19 protein-coding genes and 1 riboswitch are annotated in these 21,622 nt (G+C 73.6%); of the genes, 3 read left to right on the forward strand and 16 right to left on the reverse strand.

The genetic code is table 11. From position 1 onward, the window contains the following. Positions 1–63: 63 nt before the first annotated feature. Complete coding sequence (locus ACIGG8_RS23230; protein WP_350521235.1) at positions 64–636, reverse strand: XRE family transcriptional regulator; 573 nt, start codon at positions 634–636, stop codon at positions 64–66. A gap of 200 nt (positions 637–836) precedes the next feature. Between ACIGG8_RS23230 and ACIGG8_RS23235 the strand changes: the two genes are divergently transcribed. After that, positions 837–1,691 (forward strand): DMT family transporter, encoded by an 855-nt coding sequence (locus ACIGG8_RS23235; RefSeq protein ID WP_350521236.1) that lies wholly within the window; start codon positions 837–839, stop codon positions 1,689–1,691. Between the two features lie 183 nt (positions 1,692–1,874). On the opposite strand, the gene ACIGG8_RS23240 is transcribed toward ACIGG8_RS23235, so the two are convergent. Continuing rightward, positions 1,875–2,990, reverse strand: a complete 1,116-nt coding sequence (locus tag ACIGG8_RS23240; RefSeq protein ID WP_396550406.1) for a HoxN/HupN/NixA family nickel/cobalt transporter — start codon at positions 2,988–2,990, stop codon at positions 1,875–1,877. Positions 2,991–3,021: 31 nt separating this feature from the next. Further along, positions 3,022–3,238, reverse strand: a riboswitch (cobalamin riboswitch). Between the two features lie 82 nt (positions 3,239–3,320). Between ACIGG8_RS23240 and ACIGG8_RS23245 the strand changes: the two genes are divergently transcribed. After that, positions 3,321–3,704: a metalloregulator ArsR/SmtB family transcription factor gene (locus ACIGG8_RS23245; RefSeq protein ID WP_350521238.1), complete on the forward strand. Its 384-nt coding sequence runs from the start codon at positions 3,321–3,323 to the stop codon at positions 3,702–3,704. 54 nt (positions 3,705–3,758) lie between these two features. After that, the gene (locus ACIGG8_RS23250) at positions 3,759–5,453 is read left to right on the forward strand and encodes a hypothetical protein (protein ID WP_396550408.1); all 1,695 of its coding nucleotides are present in this window, start codon (positions 3,759–3,761) and stop codon (positions 5,451–5,453) included. A gap of 53 nt (positions 5,454–5,506) precedes the next feature. Here the strand turns inward: ACIGG8_RS23250 and ACIGG8_RS23255 are convergent, their stop codons facing one another. From ACIGG8_RS23255 to ACIGG8_RS23320, 14 genes are all read right to left on the reverse strand, one after another. Then, complete coding sequence (locus ACIGG8_RS23255; protein ID WP_396550410.1) at positions 5,507–7,525, reverse strand: AAA family ATPase; 2,019 nt, start codon at positions 7,523–7,525, stop codon at positions 5,507–5,509. A 71-nt stretch (positions 7,526–7,596) separates the two neighbouring features. Then, positions 7,597–8,406 (reverse strand): Fpg/Nei family DNA glycosylase, encoded by an 810-nt coding sequence (locus ACIGG8_RS23260; protein ID WP_396550411.1) that lies wholly within the window; start codon positions 8,404–8,406, stop codon positions 7,597–7,599. Positions 8,407–8,485: 79 nt separating this feature from the next. Continuing rightward, entirely contained in the window at positions 8,486–9,478 is a 993-nt protein-coding gene (locus ACIGG8_RS23265; protein WP_396550481.1) for an AAA family ATPase, read from the reverse strand. A gap of 183 nt (positions 9,479–9,661) precedes the next feature. Continuing rightward, on the reverse strand, positions 9,662–10,090 hold the full coding sequence (gene aroQ / locus ACIGG8_RS23270) for a type II 3-dehydroquinate dehydratase (protein WP_148647724.1): 429 nt from the start codon (positions 10,088–10,090) through the stop codon (positions 9,662–9,664). 8 nt (positions 10,091–10,098) lie between these two features. Continuing rightward, positions 10,099–11,190: a 3-dehydroquinate synthase gene (aroB, locus tag ACIGG8_RS23275; protein WP_350521243.1), complete on the reverse strand. Its 1,092-nt coding sequence runs from the start codon at positions 11,188–11,190 to the stop codon at positions 10,099–10,101. After that, positions 11,183–11,704, reverse strand: a complete 522-nt coding sequence (locus ACIGG8_RS23280) for a shikimate kinase (protein WP_350521244.1) — start codon at positions 11,702–11,704, stop codon at positions 11,183–11,185. Before ACIGG8_RS23280 ends, aroB begins: the two co-directional genes overlap by 8 nt. Then, complete coding sequence (aroC, locus tag ACIGG8_RS23285; RefSeq protein WP_396550413.1) at positions 11,701–12,885, reverse strand: chorismate synthase; 1,185 nt, start codon at positions 12,883–12,885, stop codon at positions 11,701–11,703. The genes ACIGG8_RS23280 and aroC overlap by 4 nt, the downstream gene beginning before the upstream one ends. A gap of 328 nt (positions 12,886–13,213) precedes the next feature. Beyond that, positions 13,214–14,044 (reverse strand): shikimate dehydrogenase, encoded by an 831-nt coding sequence (locus tag ACIGG8_RS23290; protein WP_396550414.1) that lies wholly within the window; start codon positions 14,042–14,044, stop codon positions 13,214–13,216. 34 nt (positions 14,045–14,078) lie between these two features. Further along, positions 14,079–15,956 (reverse strand): endolytic transglycosylase MltG, encoded by a 1,878-nt coding sequence (gene mltG, locus ACIGG8_RS23295; protein ID WP_396550415.1) that lies wholly within the window; start codon positions 15,954–15,956, stop codon positions 14,079–14,081. A gap of 188 nt (positions 15,957–16,144) precedes the next feature. After that, positions 16,145–17,413 carry an endolytic transglycosylase MltG gene (gene mltG, locus ACIGG8_RS23300; protein WP_396550417.1) on the reverse strand — a complete coding sequence of 423 codons (1,269 nt, stop codon included), beginning with the start codon at positions 17,411–17,413 and terminating at the stop codon, positions 16,145–16,147. 136 nt (positions 17,414–17,549) lie between these two features. Then, positions 17,550–18,029: a Holliday junction resolvase RuvX gene (ruvX, locus tag ACIGG8_RS23305; protein WP_350521250.1), complete on the reverse strand. Its 480-nt coding sequence runs from the start codon at positions 18,027–18,029 to the stop codon at positions 17,550–17,552. Next, entirely contained in the window at positions 18,029–20,698 is a 2,670-nt protein-coding gene (alaS, locus tag ACIGG8_RS23310) for an alanine--tRNA ligase (protein ID WP_396550418.1), read from the reverse strand. The genes ruvX and alaS overlap by 1 nt, the downstream gene beginning before the upstream one ends. Further along, positions 20,698–21,111 carry a DUF6167 family protein gene (locus ACIGG8_RS23315; protein WP_396550420.1) on the reverse strand — a complete coding sequence of 138 codons (414 nt, stop codon included), beginning with the start codon at positions 21,109–21,111 and terminating at the stop codon, positions 20,698–20,700. Before ACIGG8_RS23315 ends, alaS begins: the two co-directional genes overlap by 1 nt. Before the next feature lie 4 nt (positions 21,112–21,115). After that, positions 21,116–21,595, reverse strand: coding sequence for a DUF948 domain-containing protein (locus ACIGG8_RS23320; protein ID WP_396550422.1), 480 nt, complete (start codon positions 21,593–21,595; stop codon positions 21,116–21,118). Between the last annotated feature and the right edge of the window lie 27 nt (positions 21,596–21,622).

The raw sequence follows: 21,622 nt of genomic DNA on the forward strand, positions 1-21,622 counted from the left end.
AACGGCGCCTCTCCGGGCGGGGAGGCGCCGTTGCGCATGCGAGCAAGGGGGCGGCGCCGGGGATCAGCGCGGCGGCGGTACCGAGACCACCATGGTCAGCGCCAGCGTCCGCTCGCCCGCATTGCGGTAGACGTGCGGGTACGAGGCGTCGAAGGAGACCGTGCCGCCGACCGGCACCGGGTGCTCGCGCTCGTCGTGCACCAGGGTCAGCTCGCCCTCGTCGACCCGGACGATCTCCACCGTCCCGGCCGGGTGCGGCTCCGAGGAGTACTCCTCGCCCGGCTCCATCCGCCAACTCCACAGCTCCAGCGGGCCGGGCGCCTCGATCCCGTGCAGCAGGGTGCCGGTACCGCCGGACGGCCCGGCCCACAGCGGCACGGCCTGGTCGGCCGGCACGATCCGGACGTCCGGACCCTTCTCGTAGTCGAGCATCGTGGCGACCGAGACGCCCAGCGCGTCGCCGAGCCGGACGACGGTGGCCACGCTCGGATTGGTACGGCCCTGCTCGATCTGGACGATCATGCCGCGGCTCACCCCGGAGCGGGCGGCGAGGGCGTCCAGGGTGTGACCGCGCTCGGTGCGCAGCCGCTTGAGGTTCCGGGCGAGGGCCCGGGAGACGAGGTCGGGGTCCGGCACGCGGTCAGTCCTCCGGTGTGTCCACTGGTCGAAACAGTACGAAATAGTGTTCGGCAAGTTCAGTTTGTTGCACTACGCTGCCAGACCTCGGCAACGAGTCCACCCGACTGTACTTCGGAGTGCATTGTGCTGTCCTTGAGTCCCTCCGTGCCCGGCGGACCCACCGCCCCGGGCAGCCCCCTGCGGCCCGGGGCCCGCCCGTGACCGCCCTGCTCGCGCTCTCCGCCAGCCTGCTCTGGGGCGTCGCCGACTTCGGCGGCGGCGCACTCGCCCGGCGGCTGCCCGCGCTCGCCGTGGTGGTCGCCTCCCAGGCGGCGGCCGCCGCCGTACTGCTGGCCGCCGTCCTCGCCACCGGCGGCTGGGCCGACGCCTCCCCCGCCCTCTGGTACGCGGTCGCGGCCGGGGTGATCGGCCCGTTCGCGGTCCTCGCCTTCTACCGCGCGCTCGCCCTCGGCCCGATGGGCGTGGTCTCGCCGCTGACCACCGTCGCCGTCCTGGTGCCCGTCGGCGTCGGCCTCGCCCTCGGCGACCGCCCGGGCCCCGGTCGGATCGCCGGGATCGCCGTCGCGGTGGCCGGTGTGGTGCTCGCCTCCGGGCCCGAGCGCGGCGGCCGGGCCGCCGCCCGCAGCACCCTGCTGCTCACCCTGGGCGCCGCCCTCGGCTTCGGCACGGTGATGGCCCTGATCGCGCACGCCTCGGCCGGCGGCGGCCTGCTGCTGGTGCTGTGCGTCCAGCGGCTGTGCAACGTCGCCGTCGGCGGCACCGTCCTGGTGGCCGGCCTGCGCCGCTCCGGGGCTGCGGCCGGCCTGCTGCCGGGACTGCGGGCCCGGCTGCCGCTGCTCACCGCGGTCGGTCTCGCCGACGTCGTCGCCAACGCCGTCTTCGCGATGGCCTCGCACCGCGGCTCGGCCACGGTGGCCGCCGTCCTCTCCTCGCTCTACCCCGTGGTCACCGCGCTGATGGCACGCGGGGTGTTCAAGGAGCGGCTGCGCCCGGTCCAGGTGGTCGGCGCCGGGCTCGCCGTCGCGGGAACGCTGCTGCTCGCGGCCGCATGAGAGGCGCTCATGACGCTGCCCCATGAGCCGCGCTCATGGGGCAGTGGGATGAGCCGCGCTCATGCCCCGACGCCATGAGCCCGCCTCATGCCCCCGACGCCATGAGCCGACCTCATGGGACCCCATGAGTCACACTCATGCCCGACGTCATGAGCCGCGCTCATGCCCCCGGGCTCGGACCCGTCACGAGCCCTCGGGCGCCCAGCGCTTCTCCACCCGGGCGAGCTTCCAGTACCCGATCGCCAGCGCCCAGACCACCACGAACAGCCCGGCGATCGCGTAGCCGACGTTGTCCAGCGAGATGTCCGCGATCCAGCCGCTCACCGGGTCGGTGAGGTCGAACTTCTCGTGCAGCACACCGACCAGCTCGATGGTGCCGATGATGAAGGCCACCGCGATCGACAGCCCGGTGATGGTCAGGTTGTAGTACACCTTGCGCACCGGGTTGGCGAAGGCCCACTGGTACGCGAAGTTCATGAACGTCCCGTCCAGGGTGTCGAACAGGCTCATCCCGGCCGCGAACAGCAGCGGCAGGCAGACGATCGCGTACCAGGGCAGTCCGGCGGCCGCACCCGAGCCGGCCATCACCATCAGGGTGACCTCGGTCGCGGTGTCGAAGCCCAGGCCCAGCACCATGCCGACCGGGAACATCTGCCCCGGCCGGGTGATCGACCGGGTGGCCCGGTTCAGCACCCGGGCCATGAAGCCGCGCGAGTCGAGGTGCGCCTCCAGCTCCGCCTCGTCGTACTGCCCGGCGCGCATCGCCCGGAACACCTTGAGGATCCCGAGCAGCGCCGCCAGGTTGAGCGCCCCGATCAGGTACAGGAACGCGCCGGAGGCCGTCGTCCCGACCACCCCGAGCCACTTGTGCGTGCTCGACTCGTCGTCCATCAGCGTGTTCGCCAGCTGCGCGCCGCCCGCCACCAGGGCGGCCATGATGACCACCATCGAGGAGTGCCCGAGGGCGAACCAGAAGCCCACCGAGACCGGCCGCTTGCCGTCCGCCATCAGCTTGCGGGTGGTGTTGTCGATCACCGCGATGTGGTCGGCGTCGAAGGCGTGCCGCATCCCGAGGGTGTACGCGGTGATACCCAGGCCCACCCCGAAGACCTGGGTACCGACCGCGTACCGCTCGGGTGCCACCAGGAAGACGAGCGTCCCGAAGGCCACCACGTGCATGGCCAGGATCACGCCCATCAGCCCGGCCGTGCGGACGGTGTCCTCGCGCCGCCACCGGAAGGTGGGCAGCACGGAGGGAGCCGCCGCGGCCTCCGCGGCGGCGGTTTCGGGCAGGGTCATCTGCGGATCACGCTCCAGCACCTCGTGGAATCACTTCGTGAGATGCCGCGGCCGGTCTCCTGGCTTACGGGACACGCCCGTACCCGCCTTCCCGGGTGCGCGAGGCGCCCAGTGACGTCGTGGGTACGGACGGCGCTCCCCCGCGGACGGGGGAACGGCCCGATCACAGTGGCGAGGGCCGCTCCGGACTCCGGACCCCTGAGGGTCCGTCACCGGTCTTCCCGAGCACCACGGCGGGCTACACGGTAGGGGCCCGGCCCCGACCCATGCAAGGCTGCGCACCTGCGCAGGTGTCCAGGATCACAGCCGCCCGCCTGCAAGAATGTCCGCATGCATCTCGTACCGGCCGACCGCGCGGGCCACCGCACCATCGACGGACACCGGGTCTGCGAGGCCATCGCCGCGATCGGTGACGCCGCGCACGTACGGTCCTGGGCCGAGCGGTTCTCGCTGCTCGCCGACCCCGGACGGCTCGCCCTGCTGCTCGCCCTCCACCGGGCGGGCCCGCTCGCCGTCACCGACCTCGCGGTCGCCACCGGCATGCGTGACCCCGCCGTCTCCCAGGCCCTGCGGCTGCTCCGCACGGCCGGCGTGGTCACCGGCGACAAGGACGGACGAGTCGTGCGCTACCGGCTCGTCGACCAGGACATGCGCCCCCTCCTCGACGAGTGCGTCGCCGCCGAGCACCACGAGCCCACCGCCGCGGCCGGCTGACCGACACTCGGGAAACGCGGCCGCACCGGCACCCCGGGTGAGTACGATCATGGTGTGCCGTCCCACCCCCACGCCTGGCCCGCCGACCGCTGGAACACCCGACCGGTCAAGGCCCGCGTGCTGGCGGTCGCCCGCACCCTCACCTCAGCCACCCGGGTCCTGGACGTCCTCACCCTGCTGCACCCGGACGGCGTCGAGCGGTACTTCACCGTCAACCCCGGCTCCGCCTTCGCCGATCGCGCCCTGGACGAGTACCTGCACGGCCTGCCCGGCTTCACCCTGCTGGACTGGGAGGACGCCGTCCGGCACCGCTTCGACCTGGCCGTCTCCTGCGCCGTGCACTCCTCCATGCACCGCCTGGACGCCCGGCTCGTCGTACTCCCGCACGGCGCCGGCTACAACCGCCTGGTCACCGAGTCCACCGGCGACACGGTCAGCGCCGCCGGCCTCTCCCGCAAGGAACTCACCCACCTCGGGCGGGTGTTCGTGGACGTCCTCGGCCTCTCCCACCCGGAGCAGCTGGACCGCCTGCGGGTCTCCTGCCCCGAGGCACTGGACGTCGCCCGGGTGGTCGGCGACCCGTGCTTCGACCGGATGCTGCGCAGCCTGCGCTCCCGCGACGCCTACCGCGCCGCGCTCGGCGCCGTCGACGGCCGGCGGCTCGTCGTCGTCAACTCCACGTGGAGCGAGCACTCGTTATTCGGCCGCCGGCCCGACCTGCCCCAACGCCTGGTCCGCCGGCTGCCCGCCGACGAGTACACCGTCGCCGTCGTCCTGCACCCCAACATCTGGAGCCGCCACGACCCCGAGGCCCTGCTCGACGCCGCCCGCCGGATGGGCCTGCGCCTGATCCCGCCGCACCAGGGCTGGCAGGCCGCCCTGGTCGCCGCCGACTGCCTGATCGGCGACCACGGCTCGGTCTCCGTCTACGGCGCCGCCCTGGAGCGGCCCACCGTGCTGGTCGCCACCGGCGCCGCCGAACTCGACCCGCGCTCCCCCGGCCACGCCTTCGGACAGGCCGCGCCCGTGCTCGACCCCGACGGCGACCTCGCCGCCCAGCTCGAACTGGCCCTGGGCAAGCGGGACCCGGCCGCCCTGCGCCCGCTCACCGACCGCTCGCTGAGCCGCCGCGGCCGCTCCGCCGAGGTGCTGCGCCCGCTGCTCTACTCCTTCCTGGAACAGCTGGACGAACCGGGGGACGAACCGCTCCTGCCGCCCTACCCCGGGCCCGTCCCGCGCCCCGGCACCACCGACGCGCCCACCGCGTACGACGTCGAGGGCGAGAGCGAGGGCACCGAGGTCGGACTGCGGCGCTACCCCTTCGACCCGGCCGACCACACCCCGCGCGGCTTCCACGCACTCACCGACGAGCACCCCGGCGACGCCCTGCGCTACACCGCCGAGGTGCTGGCCCGCACCGAGGTCCGCGCCGAGCGCCCCGCCACCCGCTGGCTCGCCGACACCGTCGCCGAACTCCCCGGCCTCGCCGTCGCGGTGGCCGCCCTCGGACCGGCCCGCCACCTGCTCCGGCTGCGCACCGGGCTGCTCCTCGAAGCCCGCGCCGAACCGGACTGGGGCAGCCCCGAGCCCCGCCTCGACCCGCTGCTGCTCGGCTCCGCCGTGGCCTGCTGGCTCGCCGACGGCGGCGACCCGGCCGGCCTCCCCGAGCACGGGCTCACCGTCCGCACCGGCGAACACCGCACCCGGGTCTCGTTCACCACCGAGCCAGCCCGCCCCTCCCCCTCCTAGCCGTCCCGACCGCTCCGGCCCCGGGCACCGAGTCCCGACCGCCCCTGCCCTACCTAGCCCTCCCGGCCGTCCCGTGCCCGCAGCTCCCGCAGCCGCTCACGGCTGCGCTCCGCCAGCTCCTCGTCGCCCAGCTCCGCCGCGAGGCCGACGAGCAGGGTGTGCGCCTGCGCCTCCTTGGCGTACTGCTTGCGCTGCTCGGCCTGCCGGGCGCAGTCACCGGCGTGAACGGCGGCGAGACGCAGCTGCCCGAGCGCGCGGTGGGCCCGGGCCCGGACCAGCGGCAGCTTCATCAGCATGTCGCGGTCGTCGGTGTCCGCGGCCCGTGCGACGGCACCGTCCAGCACGGTCAGCGCCTCCTCCGCCCGGCCGTCGGCGATCAGCGCCTGCGCCAGGTTGTAGCTCTGGACGATCTCACCGTGGTCGTCGCCCCGGTTCTCCGCCAGGGCCAGCGTGAACCGCTCCACCGCGTCGCCGGGCCGGCCGTCGGCCAGGCAGAGCAGGCCGTCCGTCTCGTGCAGCACCCCCACCACGCGGCGGTCCGCCACCAGCGGCAGCTGCTCCGCGGCGAGCGCCAACTGCTCGGCCGCGAGCGGGTACTCCTTGCGCTCGAAGTGGGCGCGGGCGAGCTGGTTGCGCATCCGGACCACGGCGGCCGGCTGGTTGTCCCACTGGGCCGACTCGACGCCGAGCCGGTGGGTCGCGATCCAGTCCTCGTACAGCTTGCGGCCGTGGTACAGCGGCCAGAGCGACTCGCAGAGCCGCCACACCTCGCCGTGCCACTGCTGCTCGGCCGCCTCCTCCACCACCGCACGCAGGTTGGCCCGCTCGGCGTGCAGCCACTCCAGGGCGGCCACGCCGGAGGCGAAACCGGGCAGCTCCTCGCCGCCGGCCTCCTGCAGCCGCAGCCGCTCCCCCATCGCCCGGTCGGCCAGCGCGGCCCGGCCCCGGTAGTAGGCCACCACCCGGGCGAGGAGCTCCTGCCGGCCGGGCAGGTCGCGGGCGCGGCGGTAGGCGTGCAGCCGCACCACGTCGTGGGCGCGGTAGCGGGTCCCGGGGCCGTCGTCGACCACCTCGTCGACCAGGTGGACGGCACGCAGCTCGTCCAGCGCCGCGCCGGCCTGCTCGACACCCGCCGCGCACGCCGACTCGGCCGACACGAAGGGGCCCGGGTGCACGCCGATCAGGCGGTAGAGCGCCCGGCCCTTCGGCGACAGCCGCTCGTGGACCAGGTCGTACGTCGGGCCGAGGGCGTTCTCCTCGTCGTCCAGCAAGGCCGATCCGCCTTCCCGGTCGTGCAGTTCGGCCACCACCCGGCCGACCGGCAGGTTGTCCCGGTCCAGCAGCTGGCTGCCGACCGCGTTCAGCGCCAGCGGCAGCCCGCCGCACAGCTCGACCAGCGCCGCCAACTCCCCGTCCGTGCCCCGCCCGGCGCCCAGCCAGGCCCGCACCAGGTCGGTGCCGGCGCTCGTACCGAGCGGCCCGAGCTGCCGCACCTCGGCGCCGTCCGTCCGCAGCGCGGGCAGCCGCCGCCGGCTCGCGACCACCACCAGCCCGCTCGACGGGAGCAGGGCGCGCACCTCGGCGGCGTGCTCGACGTTGTCCAGGAAGAACAGGCAACGCCGCTCGGCGGTGACGGTGCGGAACATCGTGAAGCGCTCCGCCTCCACCGCCGGGGGCTCCGACCCGAGGGCACGCAGGAAGCCGGCCAGCAGCGACGGGAGGTCCACCCCGCCCCGGTGCCGGTAGGCCAGGAGGTCCGCGTAGAGGTCCCCGCCCGGGAAGCGGTCCCGGTGTTCCTCGGCGAACTTGGCGATCAGCTCGGTCTTCCCGACCCCGCCGAGCCCGGTGAACACCACGATCCCCGGCCCGCCCGCCTCGACCCGGCCCAACGCCGCGGTCAGCGCGGCGAGTTCCGGCTCCCGGTTGACGAAGGGGCCGTGCGGCAGCCGGACCTGACGAGGTCTCGGCGGCGGCTCCACCTGGTGGAGGTGCACCGATCCGATGGTGTCGGCCTGCACCACGTGGCCGCCCACCGTCCCTGACACGGTGTTGGCCACCCGGCGTTGCTCCATCTGCCTGCTCCCTCCGGCCGGTCGGCCCCAGCCTACGGTCCGGGAGCCGCGCCGGAGGGCGGATCGGCTCCTCAGGCCGCCTGGCAGGTCGGGCACCAGAAGAGGTTGCGCGCGGCGTGCTCCTCCGTGCGGACGTCCGTGCCGCAGACCAGGCAGGGCATCGCCGCCCGCCGGTAGACGTACACCTCGCCGCCGTGGTCGTCCACGCGGGGCGGGCGGCCCATCGCCTCGGGGGTGTGCTCGGGGCGGACGGTGTCGATCCGGCCGGCCGCGACGCCGTCGTGCATCAGGGCGACCAGGTCGGCCCAGATCGCGTCCCACTCCTTCCGGGTGAGGTCGCGCCCGGCCCGGTACGGGTCGATGCCGTGCCGGAACAGCACCTCGGCCCGGTAGACGTTGCCCACCCCGGCCAGCACCTTCTGGTCCATCAGCAGCGCGGCGACCGTCGTCCGGCTGCCCGCTATCCGGCGCCAGGCCGCCTCCGGATCGGCGTCGGCCCGCAGCGGGTCGGGCCCGAGGCGGGCCACGACGGCGGCCTTCCGGTCGTCGGTGACGAGCGCGCAGGTGTTGGGACCGCGCAGGTCCGCGTAGCCGTCCTCGCCCTCCAGCCGCAGCCGAACCAGGCCGACCGGCTCGGGCGCCGGGCCGGTGCCGAAGGTGAAACCGCCGTAGAGCCCGAGGTGGATGTGCACCCAGCCGCCCTCCTCGAAGCCGAGGAAGAGGTGCTTGCCGGTGGCCTCGGCCCCGGTGAGCAGCTGCCCGTCGATCACCTTGGCCTCGTCGGCGAACCGGCCCTGCGGGCTGGAGACCCGGACCGGGCGCCCGCCGAAGGCCTTCCGGTTCCGGACGGCGAGGCGGTGGATGATGTGGCCTTCCGGCACGGGCGTCAGCTCCTCGGGGCGCTGCGACAGGACCGGTCCATCATCGCAGCCGGCACCGACAGCTCCACGAATCCGCAGGTCAGCGGACCGGCATGCCCATCAGCCGGGCCAGGATCACCCGGTCCAGCTCGGCGGCCGTCCCGGCCACGTCCAGGTAGGAGTTGTCGATGATCGGCAGCCCGGAGTTGTACCAGCCGGCCATCCGTCCGTGGATGCGCGCCACTTCCTCGTCCCCGAGGCGCCGGTTGCCGCTGCGCCGGGCGTTGCGGCGCAGCACCGAGTCCAGGCTGGGCAGCAGGACGACCGGGATCATGCCGGGGCCGATGTGCCGCTTCCAGCCGCCGAGGCCGATCGCCGGGCGGTCCGGGAAGACCGCGTCGTCGATGATGCAGGAGATGCCGTTGGCCAGGTAGTTGCGGCAGGCGAAGCCGCAGGTGCGGCGGGCCAGCCGGTACTGCGCCTCGGAGGCGTTGTTCCAGCCGGACTGCGGGTTGGCGAAGCCGGACTGCACCCACTCGCGGACGTCGTCCAGGCTGATGTGCGCGGTCGGGGTGGGGCGGCGCTCGGCCCAGTACCGGGCGACGGTGGTCTTGCCGGCCCCGGCCGGCCCGATCAGCAGGACGGCGATCGGCCCGGTGGGCGCGTGCTGCTGCGGCGGGTGGGCGGGCAGCTGGACGGGCATCCCGGACGGCAGCACGAAGTGCCCGGTCCCGCCGGCGGGAACCGGCGCGCTGGGTGCCGCGACGGGGGCCGCGGCGGGGGCCGGCGCCGGAGCCGGACCCCCGGCCGGGGCCGGAGCGGACACGGGCGCGGGAGCAGGCACGGGCGCCGGAGCGGGCACAGGCGCGGGAGCGGACACAGGCACCGGGGCGGGCACGGGCGCCGGAGCGGGCACAGGCGCGGGAGCGGACACAGGCACCGGGGCGGGCACGGGTGCAGGCGCCGGAGCGGTAGCGGGCGCGGAAGGCTGCGGCGCGGCCGGCGCGGGCCTGACAGTCGGCGGCGGAGGAGGCGGCGGAGACGGAACCGGCGCTCCCGACGTGGTCGCCCCCGCACCGCCCCCCGGCGGCACCGGCGGAGCGGCGGGACGCGGCGGGACCTGCCCACCTCCGGCGTACTGCGTCACGGCACCTCCCGACACCTCTCAGCGGGGACACTACACGGCGGCCCGGCGGCGGGCACAGTCCGCTGCCGGGCCGCGGGCCCCGCGCGGCCGGTCCGCGCTCCCGCGTGCGGGAGGCGGACCGGCCCGCGCTCAGCGCGTGGTGAGCTGCTCGGCCAGCGCGCGCAGCGCCAGCTCGTACGAGCCGAGCCCGAAACCGGCGATGGTGCCGGAGGCCACCGCGGCGATCACCGAGGTGTGCCGGAAGGTCTCCCGGGCGTACGGGTTGGAGATGTGCACCTCGATCAGCGGCGCGGTGCGCTGCGCGGCGGCGTCCCGCATCGCGTACGAGTAGTGCGTGAACGCACCCGGGTTGATCACCACGGGCACCTGCCCGTCGGCCGCCTCGTGCAGCCACTCCACCATCTGCTGCTCGGAGTTGGTCTCGTGCACCTCGACCTCGAAGCCGAACTCCTTGCCGAGCGCGGTGCAGCGCTCGACCAGCCCGGCGTACGAGGTGGCGCCGTAGACGTCCGGCTCGCGGCTGCCGAGCCGGCCCAGGTTGGGGCCGTTGAGCACCATCACCCTGGTCACGCCGCGACCTCCGCGTAGGCGGCGACCAGCAGGGACGGGTCGGGGCCCTCCAGCACCGAGGTCTTGCCCAGGCCGTCCAGGACGATGAAGCGGATCAGGTCGCCGCGCGACTTCTTGTCGATCTTCATCGCGTCCAGCAGCTTCGGCCAGGCGTCCGCGCGGTAGCTCAGCGGCAGGCCGACCGAGGCCAGCACGGTACGGTGCCGGTCGGCCGTCGCGTCGTCCAACCGGCCCGCCAGGCGGCCGAGTTCGGCGGCGAAGACCATGCCGATGGAGATCGCGGCGCCGTGCCGCCACTTGTACCGCTCGTTGCGCTCGATGGCGTGGCCGAGGGTGTGGCCGTAGTTGAGGATCTCGCGCTGTCCGGATTCCTTGAGGTCCCCGGAGACCACGTCGGCCTTGACCTGGATGGCCCGGCGGATCAGCTCGACGGTGTGCGGGCCGGCCGGGGTCTTGGCGCCCTCGGGGTCGGCCTCGATCAGGTCGAGGATCGCCGGGTCGGCGATGAAGCCGCACTTGATGACCTCGGCGAGGCCGGAGACGTAGTCGTGCTTGGGCACGGTCTCCAGGGTGCCGAGGTCGGCCAGCACGCCCACCGGCGGGTGGAAGGCGCCGACCATGTTCTTGCCCTCGGCGATGTTGATGCCGGTCTTGCCGCCGACGGCCGCGTCGACCATGCCGAGCAGCGTGGTGGGCATGGAGATCCAGCGCACCCCGCGCAGCCAGGTCGCGGCGACGAAGCCGGCCAGGTCGGTGGTCGCGCCGCCGCCGAGGCCGACGACGACGTCGCTGCGGGTGAACCCGGTCTGCCCGAGCACCGACCAGCAGTACGCGGCGACCTCGACGCTCTTGGCGTCCTCGGCGTTCGGCACCTGCAGCGCGATCGCCTCGTAGCCCTCGCCGAGCAGGTCCTCGCGGATCGCGTCGGCGGTGGCGGCCAGCGCCTCCGGGTGGATGAGGGCGACCCGCTTGGCGCGGGTGCCGATAAGCGGTGCCAGCTCACCGAGCAGCTGGTGCCCGATCAGCACGTCGTACGGGTCGTGGCCGGCGCTGCCGCCGACGTGGATCCTGACGGTGGTGTCAGTCATGGGGGGTCTTCAGCTCCAGTGCTTCCAGTACGGCGTCCGCGACCTGCTCGGGGGTGCGCCCGGCGGTGTCGACGACGGCGGTGGCCACCTCCAGGTAGAGGGGGCGGCGGGCCTCCATCAGCTCGCGCCAGCGGGCCCGTGGGTTGACGGCCAGCAGCGGGCGCGGGGCGTCCAGGCCGACCCGCTTGACCGCGTCGGCGAGCGGGACCTCCAAGAACACCACCGGCAGCTCGCGCAGCAGCTCGCGGGTGGCGTCGGCCATCACCGCGCCGCCGCCGAGCGCCAGTACCCCGTCGTGTCCGGTGGCGGCCTCGCGCACGGCGGCCGCCTCCAGGGCGCGGAAGTGCGGCTCGCCCTCGTCGATGAAGATCTCCGGGATCGGCTTGCCGGCCGTCGCCTCGATGTCGGCGTCGGTGTCCCGGAAGCCGACGCCCAGGCGCTCGGCCAGGGCCCGCCCGACGGTGGACTTGCCACTGCCGGGCGGACCGACCAGCACCACAACGGGTTCGGTCATCGGATGATCAGGTGGTCGAGGTAGCCCTGCACGTTGCGGCGGGTCTCGCTGACGTGGTCGCCGCCGAACTTCTCGTTGACCGCGTCGGCCAGCACCAGCGCGACCATCGCCTCGGCGACGATGCCCGCGGCGGGCACCGCGCAGACGTCCGAGCGCTGGTGGTGCGCCTTGGCCGGTTCCCCGGTGCGCACGTCCAGGGTCTGCAGCGCCCGCGGCACGGTGGCGATCGGCTTCATCGCGGCACGCACCCGCAGCACCTCGCCGGTGGACAGGCCGCCCTCGGTGCCGCCGGAGCGGCCGGAGGTGCGCTTGACGCCCTCGGGGGTCGGGACGATCTCGTCGTGCGCCTTGGAACCCGGCACCCGGGCCAGGTCGAAGCCGTCGCCGACCTCGACGCCCTTGATCGCCTGGATGCCCATCAGCGCGGCGGCCAGTCGCGCGTCCAGGCGGCGGTCCCAGTGCACGTGCGAGCCGAGGCCCACCGGCACGCCGTACGCCAGCACCTCGACCACGCCGCCGAGGGTGTCGCCGTCCTTGTGGGCCTGGTCGATCTCGGCGACCATCGCCTTCGAGGCGTCCGCGTCCAGGCAGCGCACCGGGTCCTCGTCCAGCCGGGCCTCGTCCGAGGGCAGCGGCAGCACGCCGGCCGGCGCCTTGGCGGCAGCCAGCTCGACGACGTGGCTGACGATCTCGATCCCGGCCACCTCGCGCAGGTACGCGCGGGCGACGGCGCCCAGCGCGACCCGGGCGGCCGTCTCCCGGGCGCTGGCGCGCTCCAGGATCGGCCGGGCCTCCTCGATCGAGTACTTCTGCATGCCGGCCAGGTCGGCGTGGCCGGGCCGGGGGCGGGTGAGCGCCTCGTTGCGGGCCAGGCCCGCCAGCACCTCGGGGTCGACCGGGTCGGCCGACATGACCTGCTCCCACTTCGGCCACTCGGTGTTGCCGACCATGATCGCGACCGGGCTGCCCATGCTCAGGCCGTGCCGGACGCCGCCGAGGAAGGTCACCTCGTCCTGCTCGAACTTCATCCGCGCCCCGCGGCCGTAACCGAGCCGACGGCGCGCCAGCGCGTCGGCCACCACGGCGGTGGTGACCGGTACACCGGCGGGCAGGCCTTCCAGCGTCGCGACGAGTGCGGGGCCGTGCGACTCCCCCGCCGTCAGCCAGCGCAACGTACCCAACGGAGCTCCTTCATCAGCGGACCGGCCCACGGCACCGCCGGGGCCCGACCGAGCGTGCCTTCTGTCCGAATCCTTTCATGCCCCGGCGGCACCCGGAGGCACAGTCCGCGTGACGGACGGCAACCGGTCACCATCCGGCCGGGCGACGGCCGCGAGACGGCGGAGGCACGGCAGAGGCACGGCGGAGGGACGGCCGCGAGACGGCGGAGGCACGGCAGAGGCACGGCGGAGGGACGGCCGCGAGACGGCGGAGGAACACTGGGAAGACGACGACGGGACAGCGGCCGGGACGCCCGGCACCCGGCCGACACCCGGCCCGGCACTCCGGTCAGCGCCCGGCGAGCGCCTTCTCGCCGGCCTCGCGCATCGCCGCCAGCGGCCCGGGAACCCGCCCGGTGAAGGCCTCGCTCTGCAGCACCGCCTGGTGCACCAGCAGGTCCAGCCCGCCCAGGACGGTCGCCCCGCGGTCGGCACAGGCGGCGGCCAACGCCGTCGGCCACGGGTGGTACAGCACGTCGAACAGCGCGCCCGGCGCGGCGGGCAGCGACCCGGCGAAGCCGTCCGTCGCACCGACCGGCGTGGTGGAGACGGTCAGCGGCTGCGCCAGCGCCTCGGCCCCGCGCTCCCAGTCGGCGGTGCGGACGACCACGCCCAGCCGCTCGCCCAGCTCGGCCATCTCCCGGGCCCGCTCGGCGCTGCGCACGTAGACCGTCACCTCGCCGGTGCAGATCTGGGCGAGCGCGGCCAGCGCCGACGAGGCGGTGGCCCCGGCGCCGAGGACGGCGGCGCCGGGCACCTCGGTGATCCCGCGCTCGCGCAACGCGTTGACCAGCCCGGGGACGTCCGTGTTGTCCCCGGTGCGCCGCCCGTCGGCGGTGAACACCACGGTGTTGACCGCGTCCACCGAACGGGCCGTCGCGCTGACCTCGTCCAGCAGCGGGATGATCGCCCGCTTCAGCGGCATGGTCAGCGACAGGCCCGCCCACTCGGCCTCGTCCAGCCCGGCGACGAAGCCGGGCAGCGCGGCCTCGTCGACCTCGAAGCGGTCGTAGCGCCAGCCGTCCAGACCTAGCGCCGCGAAGGCGGCCCGGTGCAGGTCCGGCGAGAGCGAGTGGGCGATCGGCGAGCCGAGGACGGCCGCCCGGTGCTTGCTGGTCAACGCTGCCTCTCCATGAACTGCTGTCCCGCCGCGGCTACTTGGTGGTGCAGTGGCCGCGGGCCTCGTCGAAGCCCTGCCCGGCCGCCTGGCAGTACTCCTTGACGTTGGCGTAGTGCTCCTTGCTCGTCTCGGCGAACCTGGTGTGCTGCGGGTCCATCGCGATGAAGTACAGCCACTTGCCGTCCGCCGGGTGGAGCACCGCGTTGAGCGCGTCGTCGCCGGGGTTGGAGATCGGCGTCGGCGGCAGACCCGGGTTGACATACGTGTTGTACGGGTTGCTCGCGTTGTCCATGTCGCCCTTGTTGAGCTCCTTGCGGCCCAACGAGTACTGCAGCGTGGTGTCCATGCCGAGCTTGTGGTTGATCTCGCCGCCGGCGGCCAGCCGGTTCTGGATGGTCTTGGCCATCTTGGCGAAGTCGTCGACGTTGTTGCCCTCGCGCTGGAGGATGCTCGCCTCGATGATCACCTCGTACCCGGTCTTCAGGCCCACCGAGGCGGCCTGGGAGTCCAGGTTGGCGTACTTGTCGGTGGCGGTCTTCACCATCTGCTTGAGCAGGTCCTCGGGCTTCATGCCGTCGGAGATGTTGTAGCGGGTCGGCCAGAGGAAGCCCTCGATCTTGCCCTGGGCGTAGGCCGGCAGGCCGAGGTCGTTGACCTGCGCCTGGGCCACGGCGGCCGTGGCGCCCTTCTGCAGCTTCAGCTTGCTGTCGATCAGCCCGTAGATCTCGGTGGAGTTCTTGCCCTCCGGGATCACGATCGCCGCGCCGCCCGCCTGCGCGAGCAGTTCCTTGAGTGCGGCGGCGGCCGGCATCTCCTTCTTCAGGACGTAGAAGCCCGGCTGGACGGTGGTGCACTTGGGCTCGGCCTTGCAGGCGTCGGAGAAGGCGTCGACGCTCTTGACCACGCCGGCGTTCTTCAGCGCCAGGCCGATCTGTCCGGCGACCGCGTCCTTCTTGACCTCGAACTGGACGGAGCCGGTGCCCTCGCCGGTGAAGTCCGGCGCCGGGCCGAAGTGGTCCTGGTAGAAGCCGTAGCCCCACCAGCCGGCGCCGCCGACGGCGCCGAGCAGCACCACCGCGACCAGCAGGCAGGCGCCGCCGTTGCGGCGGCCCGACTTCTTGCCCTTCTCCTTGCGCTTCTTCTTCGCCTCGCGGGAGTCGTCCTGCTCGGAGAGGAAGCCGCCGTCCTCGGCCTCGGCGTGCCCGTCGAGGTACCCGCCGTCCTCGGGGTGGCCGTCCTCACCGCCGTCCCACTCGTCGGCCCCACTCTCGGGCGCGCCGCCGACCGGGGCGCCGGACTCCAGTGCGGCGGCCTCGGCCTCCCAGTCGATGCCGTCCGGTCCGGGGCCCGAAGCGGGCGCGGGCGCCGGCTGCGGCCGGGTCTGCTGCTGCGGCGGCACGGCCTGCTGCTGGGCACCGGGCTGCTGCATCCCCGGCTGCTGCACGGGCTGCTGCATCCCCGGCTGCTGCATGCCGGACTGCTGCGCGCCCGGGAACCCCTGCTGCGGGTAGCCCTGCTGCTGCATCGGCTGCTGCTGCATCGGCATCTGCTGCTGCGGGTAACCCTGCTGCTGCATCTGCTGGAACGCCTGCTGGGCGTGCCCCTGCGGCATGAAGCCCTGCTGGCCGCCCTGGAACTGCTGCTGCTGGAACGCCTGCGGCGGCATCTGCTGCTGCGGGTAGCCCTGCTGCTGCATCGGCTGCTGGAACGCCTGCTGCTGGGAGTACCCCTGCTGCACGTCCCCGTACGGCTGCTGGACCTGCTGGCCCGGCTGGCCGTGCTGGCCCTGCTGCGGGTACTGCTGCCACTGGCCGTCCTGCTGGCCGGGGACCGGCTGCCGGCCGTCGTACCCGGGATCACCGGGGTGCCACGGCTCGCCCTGGGGGGCGTAACCCCCACCGAGATCGGTCATTGATCCCCTTAACCGACGGTGACGGCCGGCGGATCGGACCGGCCGTCCGGGACGGCATCGTCCCGGCTGAATCTCGAACCGGCGTGCTAGCGCAGCGCCTGGAGGGAGACGTTACCGTACCGCAGCCTTACCCCCGCCCGGGCGAACGCACCGTCACCGGGCGGTCTCACGGACGGCACACAAGATCACTACGGAGTCGCCGCACCCGGGCCGGAGGAGGCCCCCGGCGCCGGACCGGAACCGGACGCCGGGGCGGAGGCGGTGGCCGAGGCCGGAGCCGACGCGCCCGGCTTCGCCGCCGCCCGGTTGGCGTTGAACTCCGCCACGTTGCGCTGTTGCACGTCGAAGCTGTCGGTGAAGCGGGTGTCCCCGGGCTTCACGGTGACGAAGTACAGCCAGTCCCCCGGCGTCGGGTCCAGCGCCGCCATGATCGCCTGCCGCCCCGGGTTGGAGATCGGCGTCGGCGGCAGCCCGGGGTGCAGGTAGGTGTTGTAGGGGGAGTCCAGCTTGGTCTCGGTCACCGTGGTGTTCAGGGTCGACCGGCCGAGCGCGTAGTTGATCGTGGAGTCCAGCTGCAGCGGCATGTGCTTGGCCAGCCGGTTGTAGATCACCCGGGCCACCTTGCCCATGTCCTCGGTGTTGTCGGCCTCGCCCTGGACCATGCTGGCCACGGTGACCAGCCCGTACACGGTCTGTCCGAGGTTCTGCGCGACGACGGTGGCGTCGTCCCTGGTGAACTCCTTGCCGGCCCGCTCCACCATCTGCTTCAGCAGGTCGATCGCGGTGGTCCCGTCGGTGACGGCGTACGTCGCCGGGAACAGGTAGCCCTCGGGGCTGCCGTTCGTGAAGTCCGGCAGGCCGAGCTCGGCGCCCTGCTCCTGGGCGGTGCGCTGGGTGGTGCCGTCGGGCAGGCCGAGCTTCTTGTCGATGGCGGCGTAGATCTGGTAGCCGCGCCAGCCCTCGGGGATGGTCAGGCCGTTGGCGTTGGCCGGGTCGATCAGGATGGCCAGCGCCGCGACGGCCGACATCTTCTGCTTCAGCGTGTACGTCCCGGGCTGGATCCGCCCGGCGGCGGCCGCGCTGCCCTTCGCGGCCCGGGTGAAGGCGAGCGAGCTGGCCACCACGCCGTTGCGGACGAGGGCGGACGCGATCTGGGACAGGCCCGCGCCCTCCGGCACCGAGACCTGGACGCTGCCGGTGCCCTGTCCGGCGAAGTCGGCGGCGGCCGGGGGCTTGCGCTGCGCCTGGAACCACGTGTAGCCGGTCAGCCCGACCCCGCCGAACACCGCGACCAGCGCGAGCGCAGTGAGCCCGCAGGCCAGGCCGTTGCGCCGCCGGTGGGGATCCGGCGCATCGAAGCGCGGACGGGGCGCGGACGGCGGCCGGCCCTCCGGCTCCAGCACCGGCGCACCCAGGTGTCCGGGGGTGAGCCCGGGGTGGAAGTCCTGGTCGGTCATCGCGCGTCCCCTCGACGGTCCCAGGCCGTTCCGGATCGACCACAATCGATCCGGAACGGCATCGGAAACGAACGAAGAGGGGTCCGTGCGGACGCGTCCGCACGGACCCCTCAATCGGGACGTTAGATCAGGCTCCTCAGCCGACCGCCTCGACGCTCTCACCGGGCGGGCGTCCGCTCACCCGTTCGGACTCAAGGGCGGTCTGCAGGATCACCACCGCGGCGGCCTGGTCGACCACCGAGCGGCCCTTCTTCGCCTTGACCCCCGACGCCCGCAGCCCGTGGGTCGCGGTGACGGTCGACATCCGCTCGTCCACCAGCCGCACCGGCACCGGGTAGAGCCGGTTGGCCAGCCGCGCCGCGTACGCCCGGACCTTCTCCGCCGCCGGACCCTCCTTGCCGCTCAGCGAGCGCGGCAGCCCGACGATCACCTCCATCGCGCCGTACTCGTCGACGATGGCGGCGATCCTGGCCTGCGACTTCACGCCGGCCGGGACGGTCTCCACGGGCGTGGCGAGCACCCCGTCGGGGTCGCAGGACGCGACCCCGATCCGGGCGTCACCGACGTCGACGGCGATCCGCCGCCCACGCCGGAAGGGCCTCTCCTCCTGCTCCATCAGCTGGCGCGCTCCGCGACCAGGCCGCGCACCGCGGCGATGGCCTCGCCGACCGCGGCCGGGTTGGAGCCGCCGCCCTGGGCCACGTCGTCCTTGCCGCCACCGCCGCCGCCGAGGGTCTTGGCGGCGGTCCGGACCAGCTCGCCGGCCTTGATGCCGCGGCCGCGGGCGTCCTCGTTGGTGGCGATCACGGTCAGCGGGCGGTCGTTCGCCACGGTGAAGGCGGCGACCACGGCCGGGCGCGAGCCGAGGCGGCCGCGCACGTCCAGGACCAGCTTGCGCAGCTCGTCCGCACCCACGCCGTCGGCGACCTGCGCGGCGACCACCGCGATGCCGTGCACGTCCTCGGCCGAGTCGGCCAGGCCCGCCGCGGCGGCCAGCACCTTCTCGGCGCGGAAGCGCTCGATCTCCTTCTCGGCGTCCTTGAGCTTGGCGAGCATGCCCGAGATCTTCTCCGGCAGCTCCTCCGGACGGCCCTTGACCAGTTCGGTGAGCTGGGAGACCACGGTGTGCTCACGCGCCAGGAACTTGTACGCGTCGACGCCGACCAGCGCCTCCACGCGGCGCACGCCGGAGCCGATCGAGGACTCCCCGAGCAGCTTCACCAGGCCCAGCTGGGCGGTGTTGCCGACGTGCGTGCCACCGCACAGCTCCTTGGAGAAGTCGCCGATGGTGACGACCCGGACCTCGTCGCCGTACTTCTCGCCGAACATCGCGATGGCGCCGGCCTTGCGGGCCTGGTCCATCGTCATGACCTCGGCGGTGACGTCGAGTTCGCGGCCCAGCACGTCGTTGATCTTCTGCTCGACGTCGACCAGCACGGTGCCCGGGACGGCCGCGGGCGAGCCGAAGTCGAAGCGGAAGCGGCCGGGGGCGTTCTCGGAGCCGGCCTGGGCGGCCGTCGGGCCGAGCGCGTCGCGCAGCGCCTGGTGGGTCAGGTGGGTGGCCGAGTGGGCGCGGGCGATCGCCCGGCGGCGCTCGGTGTCGATCGTGGCGTACGCCGAGGCGCCCAGCACGACCTCGCCGAACAGCACGCCGCCGGAGTGCACGATGACGCCCGGGACGGGCTGCTGCACGTCGCGGATCTCCACCACCGCGCCGGACTCCAGCCGGATCCGGCCGTGGTCGGCGAGCTGGCCGCCGCCCTCGGCGTAGAACGGGGTGCGGTCGAGGATGATCTCGATCTCGTCGCCCTCGGAGGCGGCCGGCGAGGGCACGCCGTCCACCAGCAGGCCGACCACGGTGGCCTCGCCCTCGGTGAGGGAGTAGCCGGTGAAGACGCTCGCGCCGGACTTGTCGGCGACCTCGCGGTACGCGGCGACGTCGGCGTGGCCCATCTTCTTGGCCTTGGCGTCCGCCTTGGCGCGGTCCCGCTGCTCCTGCATCAGGCGGCGGAAGCCGGCCTCGTCCACCTGGAGGCCCTGCTCCTCGGCCATCTCCAGGGTGAGGTCGATCGGGAAGCCGTAGGTGTCGTGCAGCTTGAACGCCTGCTCGCCGGAGAGCACCACGCCGCCGGACTGCTTGGTGTCGGTGACCGCGGCGTCCAGCAGGTTGGTGCCGGCCTTCAGGGTCTGCAGGAAGGCCGCCTCCTCGCCGACGACGACCGTCTCGATGCGCTTGCGGTCGGTCTCCAGCTCGGGGTACTGCGGCGCCATCGCCTTGATGGCGACGTCGATGAGCTCCTTGGCCACCGGCTCGGTGGCGCCCAGCAGGCGCATGTTGCGGATGGCGCGGCGCAGGATGCGGCGCAGCACGTAGCCGCGGCCCTCGTTGCCGGGGGTGACGCCGTCGCCGACCAGCATCAGCGCGGTGCGGATGTGGTCGGTGACCACGCGCAGCGAGACGTCCGACTTGTGGTCGGCGCCGTAGGCGTGACCGGTCAGCTCGGCGGCGCGGTCGAGGATCATCCGGCTGGTGTCGATCTCGAAGAGGTTGTCGACGCCCTGCAGGATGGCGGCGAGGCGCTCCAGGCCGAGGCCGGTGTCGATGTTCTTGCTCGGCAGGTCGCCGAGGATCTCGAAGCCGTCCTTGCCGTCGCCGTGGCCGCGCTCGTACTGCATGAAGACCAGGTTCCAGATCTCCAGGTAGCGCTCGCCGTTGACGGCCGGGCCGCCCTCCTCGCCGTACGCGGGGCCGCGGTCGTAGTTGATCTCCGAGCACGGGCCGCACGGGCCGGGGACGCCCATCGACCAGAAGTTGTCCTTCATGCCGAGGCGCTGGATCCGCTCGGCGGGGACGCCGATGACGTCACGCCAGATCTGCTCGGCCTCGTCGTCGTCCTTGTAGACGGTGATCCAGAGCTTCTCCTCCTCCAGGCCGTAGCCACCGTCCGCGACGGGCGTGGTGAGCAGGTCCCACGCGAACTTGATGGCTCCTTCCTTGAAGTAGTCGCCGAAGGAGAAGTTGCCGCACATCTGGAAGAAGGAGCCGTGCCGGGTGGTCTTCCCGACCTCCTCGATGTCCAGGGTGCGCACGCACTTCTGGACGCTGGTGGCGCGCGAGAACTGCGGCTTGACCTCGCCCAGGAAGTAGGGCTTGAACGGCACCATGCCGGCGTTGACGAGCAGCAGGGTGGGGTCGTCGGCGACCAGGGACGCCGACGGAACGACGGTGTGGCCGCGCTCCTCGAAGAAGCGCAGCCAGCGGCGGCGGATCTCAGCCGACTCCATTAGTGGTCCTTCCGGTTCGGGGTGCCGCCCCGCGGCGGCAGGGCGCGGCGGGGCGTTTCTTCAATGGCTTGGGGAGCGGTTCGGGAACCGCGGGCGGGGGGCAGGGCGGCGGCCCGGCTTCCGGGCGCCGCCGAGATAGCTCGGTACTGCGGCTCGCCGCGCAGGACTCTTCGGGGCTCCACCACGGCGGTGCCGTGCAGCCCGAGGTCGTCCTTCAGCTGCTCCTCGCGCTCGGCCATGCCGGCCCGCACGTCCTGGGCGAACTGCTTGGCGAGGTCGCCCAGGTGCAGCGCGCCGCGCGCGGCGGTGCCGGAGAGGCTGTCCGGCGTGAGCTTCTGCACCGCGCCGTTGGCCTTCTTCATGGCCCACACCGCGGCACCGGCGCCGACCGCCATCCAGAAGATGCGCGCCATGACGTCAGCCCCTCACCGCTCGACGGACCCTGGAGAGCAGGCCGCCCCTGGGCGCGGTCGCGGCACGCACCTCGGCCCGGATCAGCCGGGCCAGCTCGTCGCGCTCGCCGGTCTGCAGCGGCACGGACGGCAGGTGGCCCTGCTGCTTGGCGACGGCCTTGCGGACGCCGTAGCTGAAGGCCGCGACCTTCACCAGCGGTCCGCCCAGGGTGGCGGCCACGGTGGAGGAGAGCGCGTTGGCGTTGGCGGCGGCGTCCTGCACGTTGGCGGTGATCTCGTCCACCCGCTCCAGCTGCTCGTTGGCGCTGCGCACCGCGGCGCCCGCGTCGGTCAGCAGCGGCACGGCCTGTTCGGTGACGGCGGAGACCAGGACGGCGGCCTCCTTCAGCACCCGCGAGAGGCGGACGAGGACCACGGCGAGCAGGGTGACCAGGACCGCCCAGAACACGGCGACGAGCAATCCGGCCAGCTCTCCCACGGACACCTTTGCGCGCTCCCTCGCCTTGCTGTT

The organism is Kitasatospora sp. NPDC085464 (assembly GCF_044541955.1).
Classification (GTDB): Bacteria; Actinomycetota; Actinomycetes; order Streptomycetales; family Streptomycetaceae; genus Kitasatospora.

Coding starts and splice junctions, on each gene's coding strand:
- aroB (WP_350521243.1), bottom strand. CDS start 11,190: ATGACTGACACCACCGTCAGGATCCACGTCGGCGGCAGCGCCGGCCAC.
- ACIGG8_RS23240 (WP_396550406.1), bottom strand. CDS start 2,990: ATGACCCTGCCCGAAACCGCCGCCGCGGAGGCCGCGGCGGCTCCCTCC.
- ACIGG8_RS23315 (WP_396550420.1), bottom strand. CDS start 21,111: ATGGCGCGCATCTTCTGGATGGCGGTCGGCGCCGGTGCCGCGGTGTGG.
- alaS (WP_396550418.1), bottom strand. CDS start 20,698: ATGGAGTCGGCTGAGATCCGCCGCCGCTGGCTGCGCTTCTTCGAGGAG.
- mltG (WP_396550417.1), bottom strand. CDS start 17,413: ATGACCGACCAGGACTTCCACCCCGGGCTCACCCCCGGACACCTGGGT.
- aroQ (WP_148647724.1), bottom strand. CDS start 10,090: ATGGTGCTCAACGGCCCCAACCTGGGCCGGCTCGGCAGCCGCGAGCCG.
- ACIGG8_RS23245 (WP_350521238.1), top strand. CDS start 3,321: ATGCATCTCGTACCGGCCGACCGCGCGGGCCACCGCACCATCGACGGA.
- ACIGG8_RS23280 (WP_350521244.1), bottom strand. CDS start 11,704: ATGACCGAACCCGTTGTGGTGCTGGTCGGTCCGCCCGGCAGTGGCAAG.
- ruvX (WP_350521250.1), bottom strand. CDS start 18,029: ATGGAGCAGGAGGAGAGGCCCTTCCGGCGTGGGCGGCGGATCGCCGTC.
- mltG (WP_396550415.1), bottom strand. CDS start 15,956: ATGACCGATCTCGGTGGGGGTTACGCCCCCCAGGGCGAGCCGTGGCAC.
- ACIGG8_RS23255 (WP_396550410.1), bottom strand. CDS start 7,525: ATGGAGCAACGCCGGGTGGCCAACACCGTGTCAGGGACGGTGGGCGGC.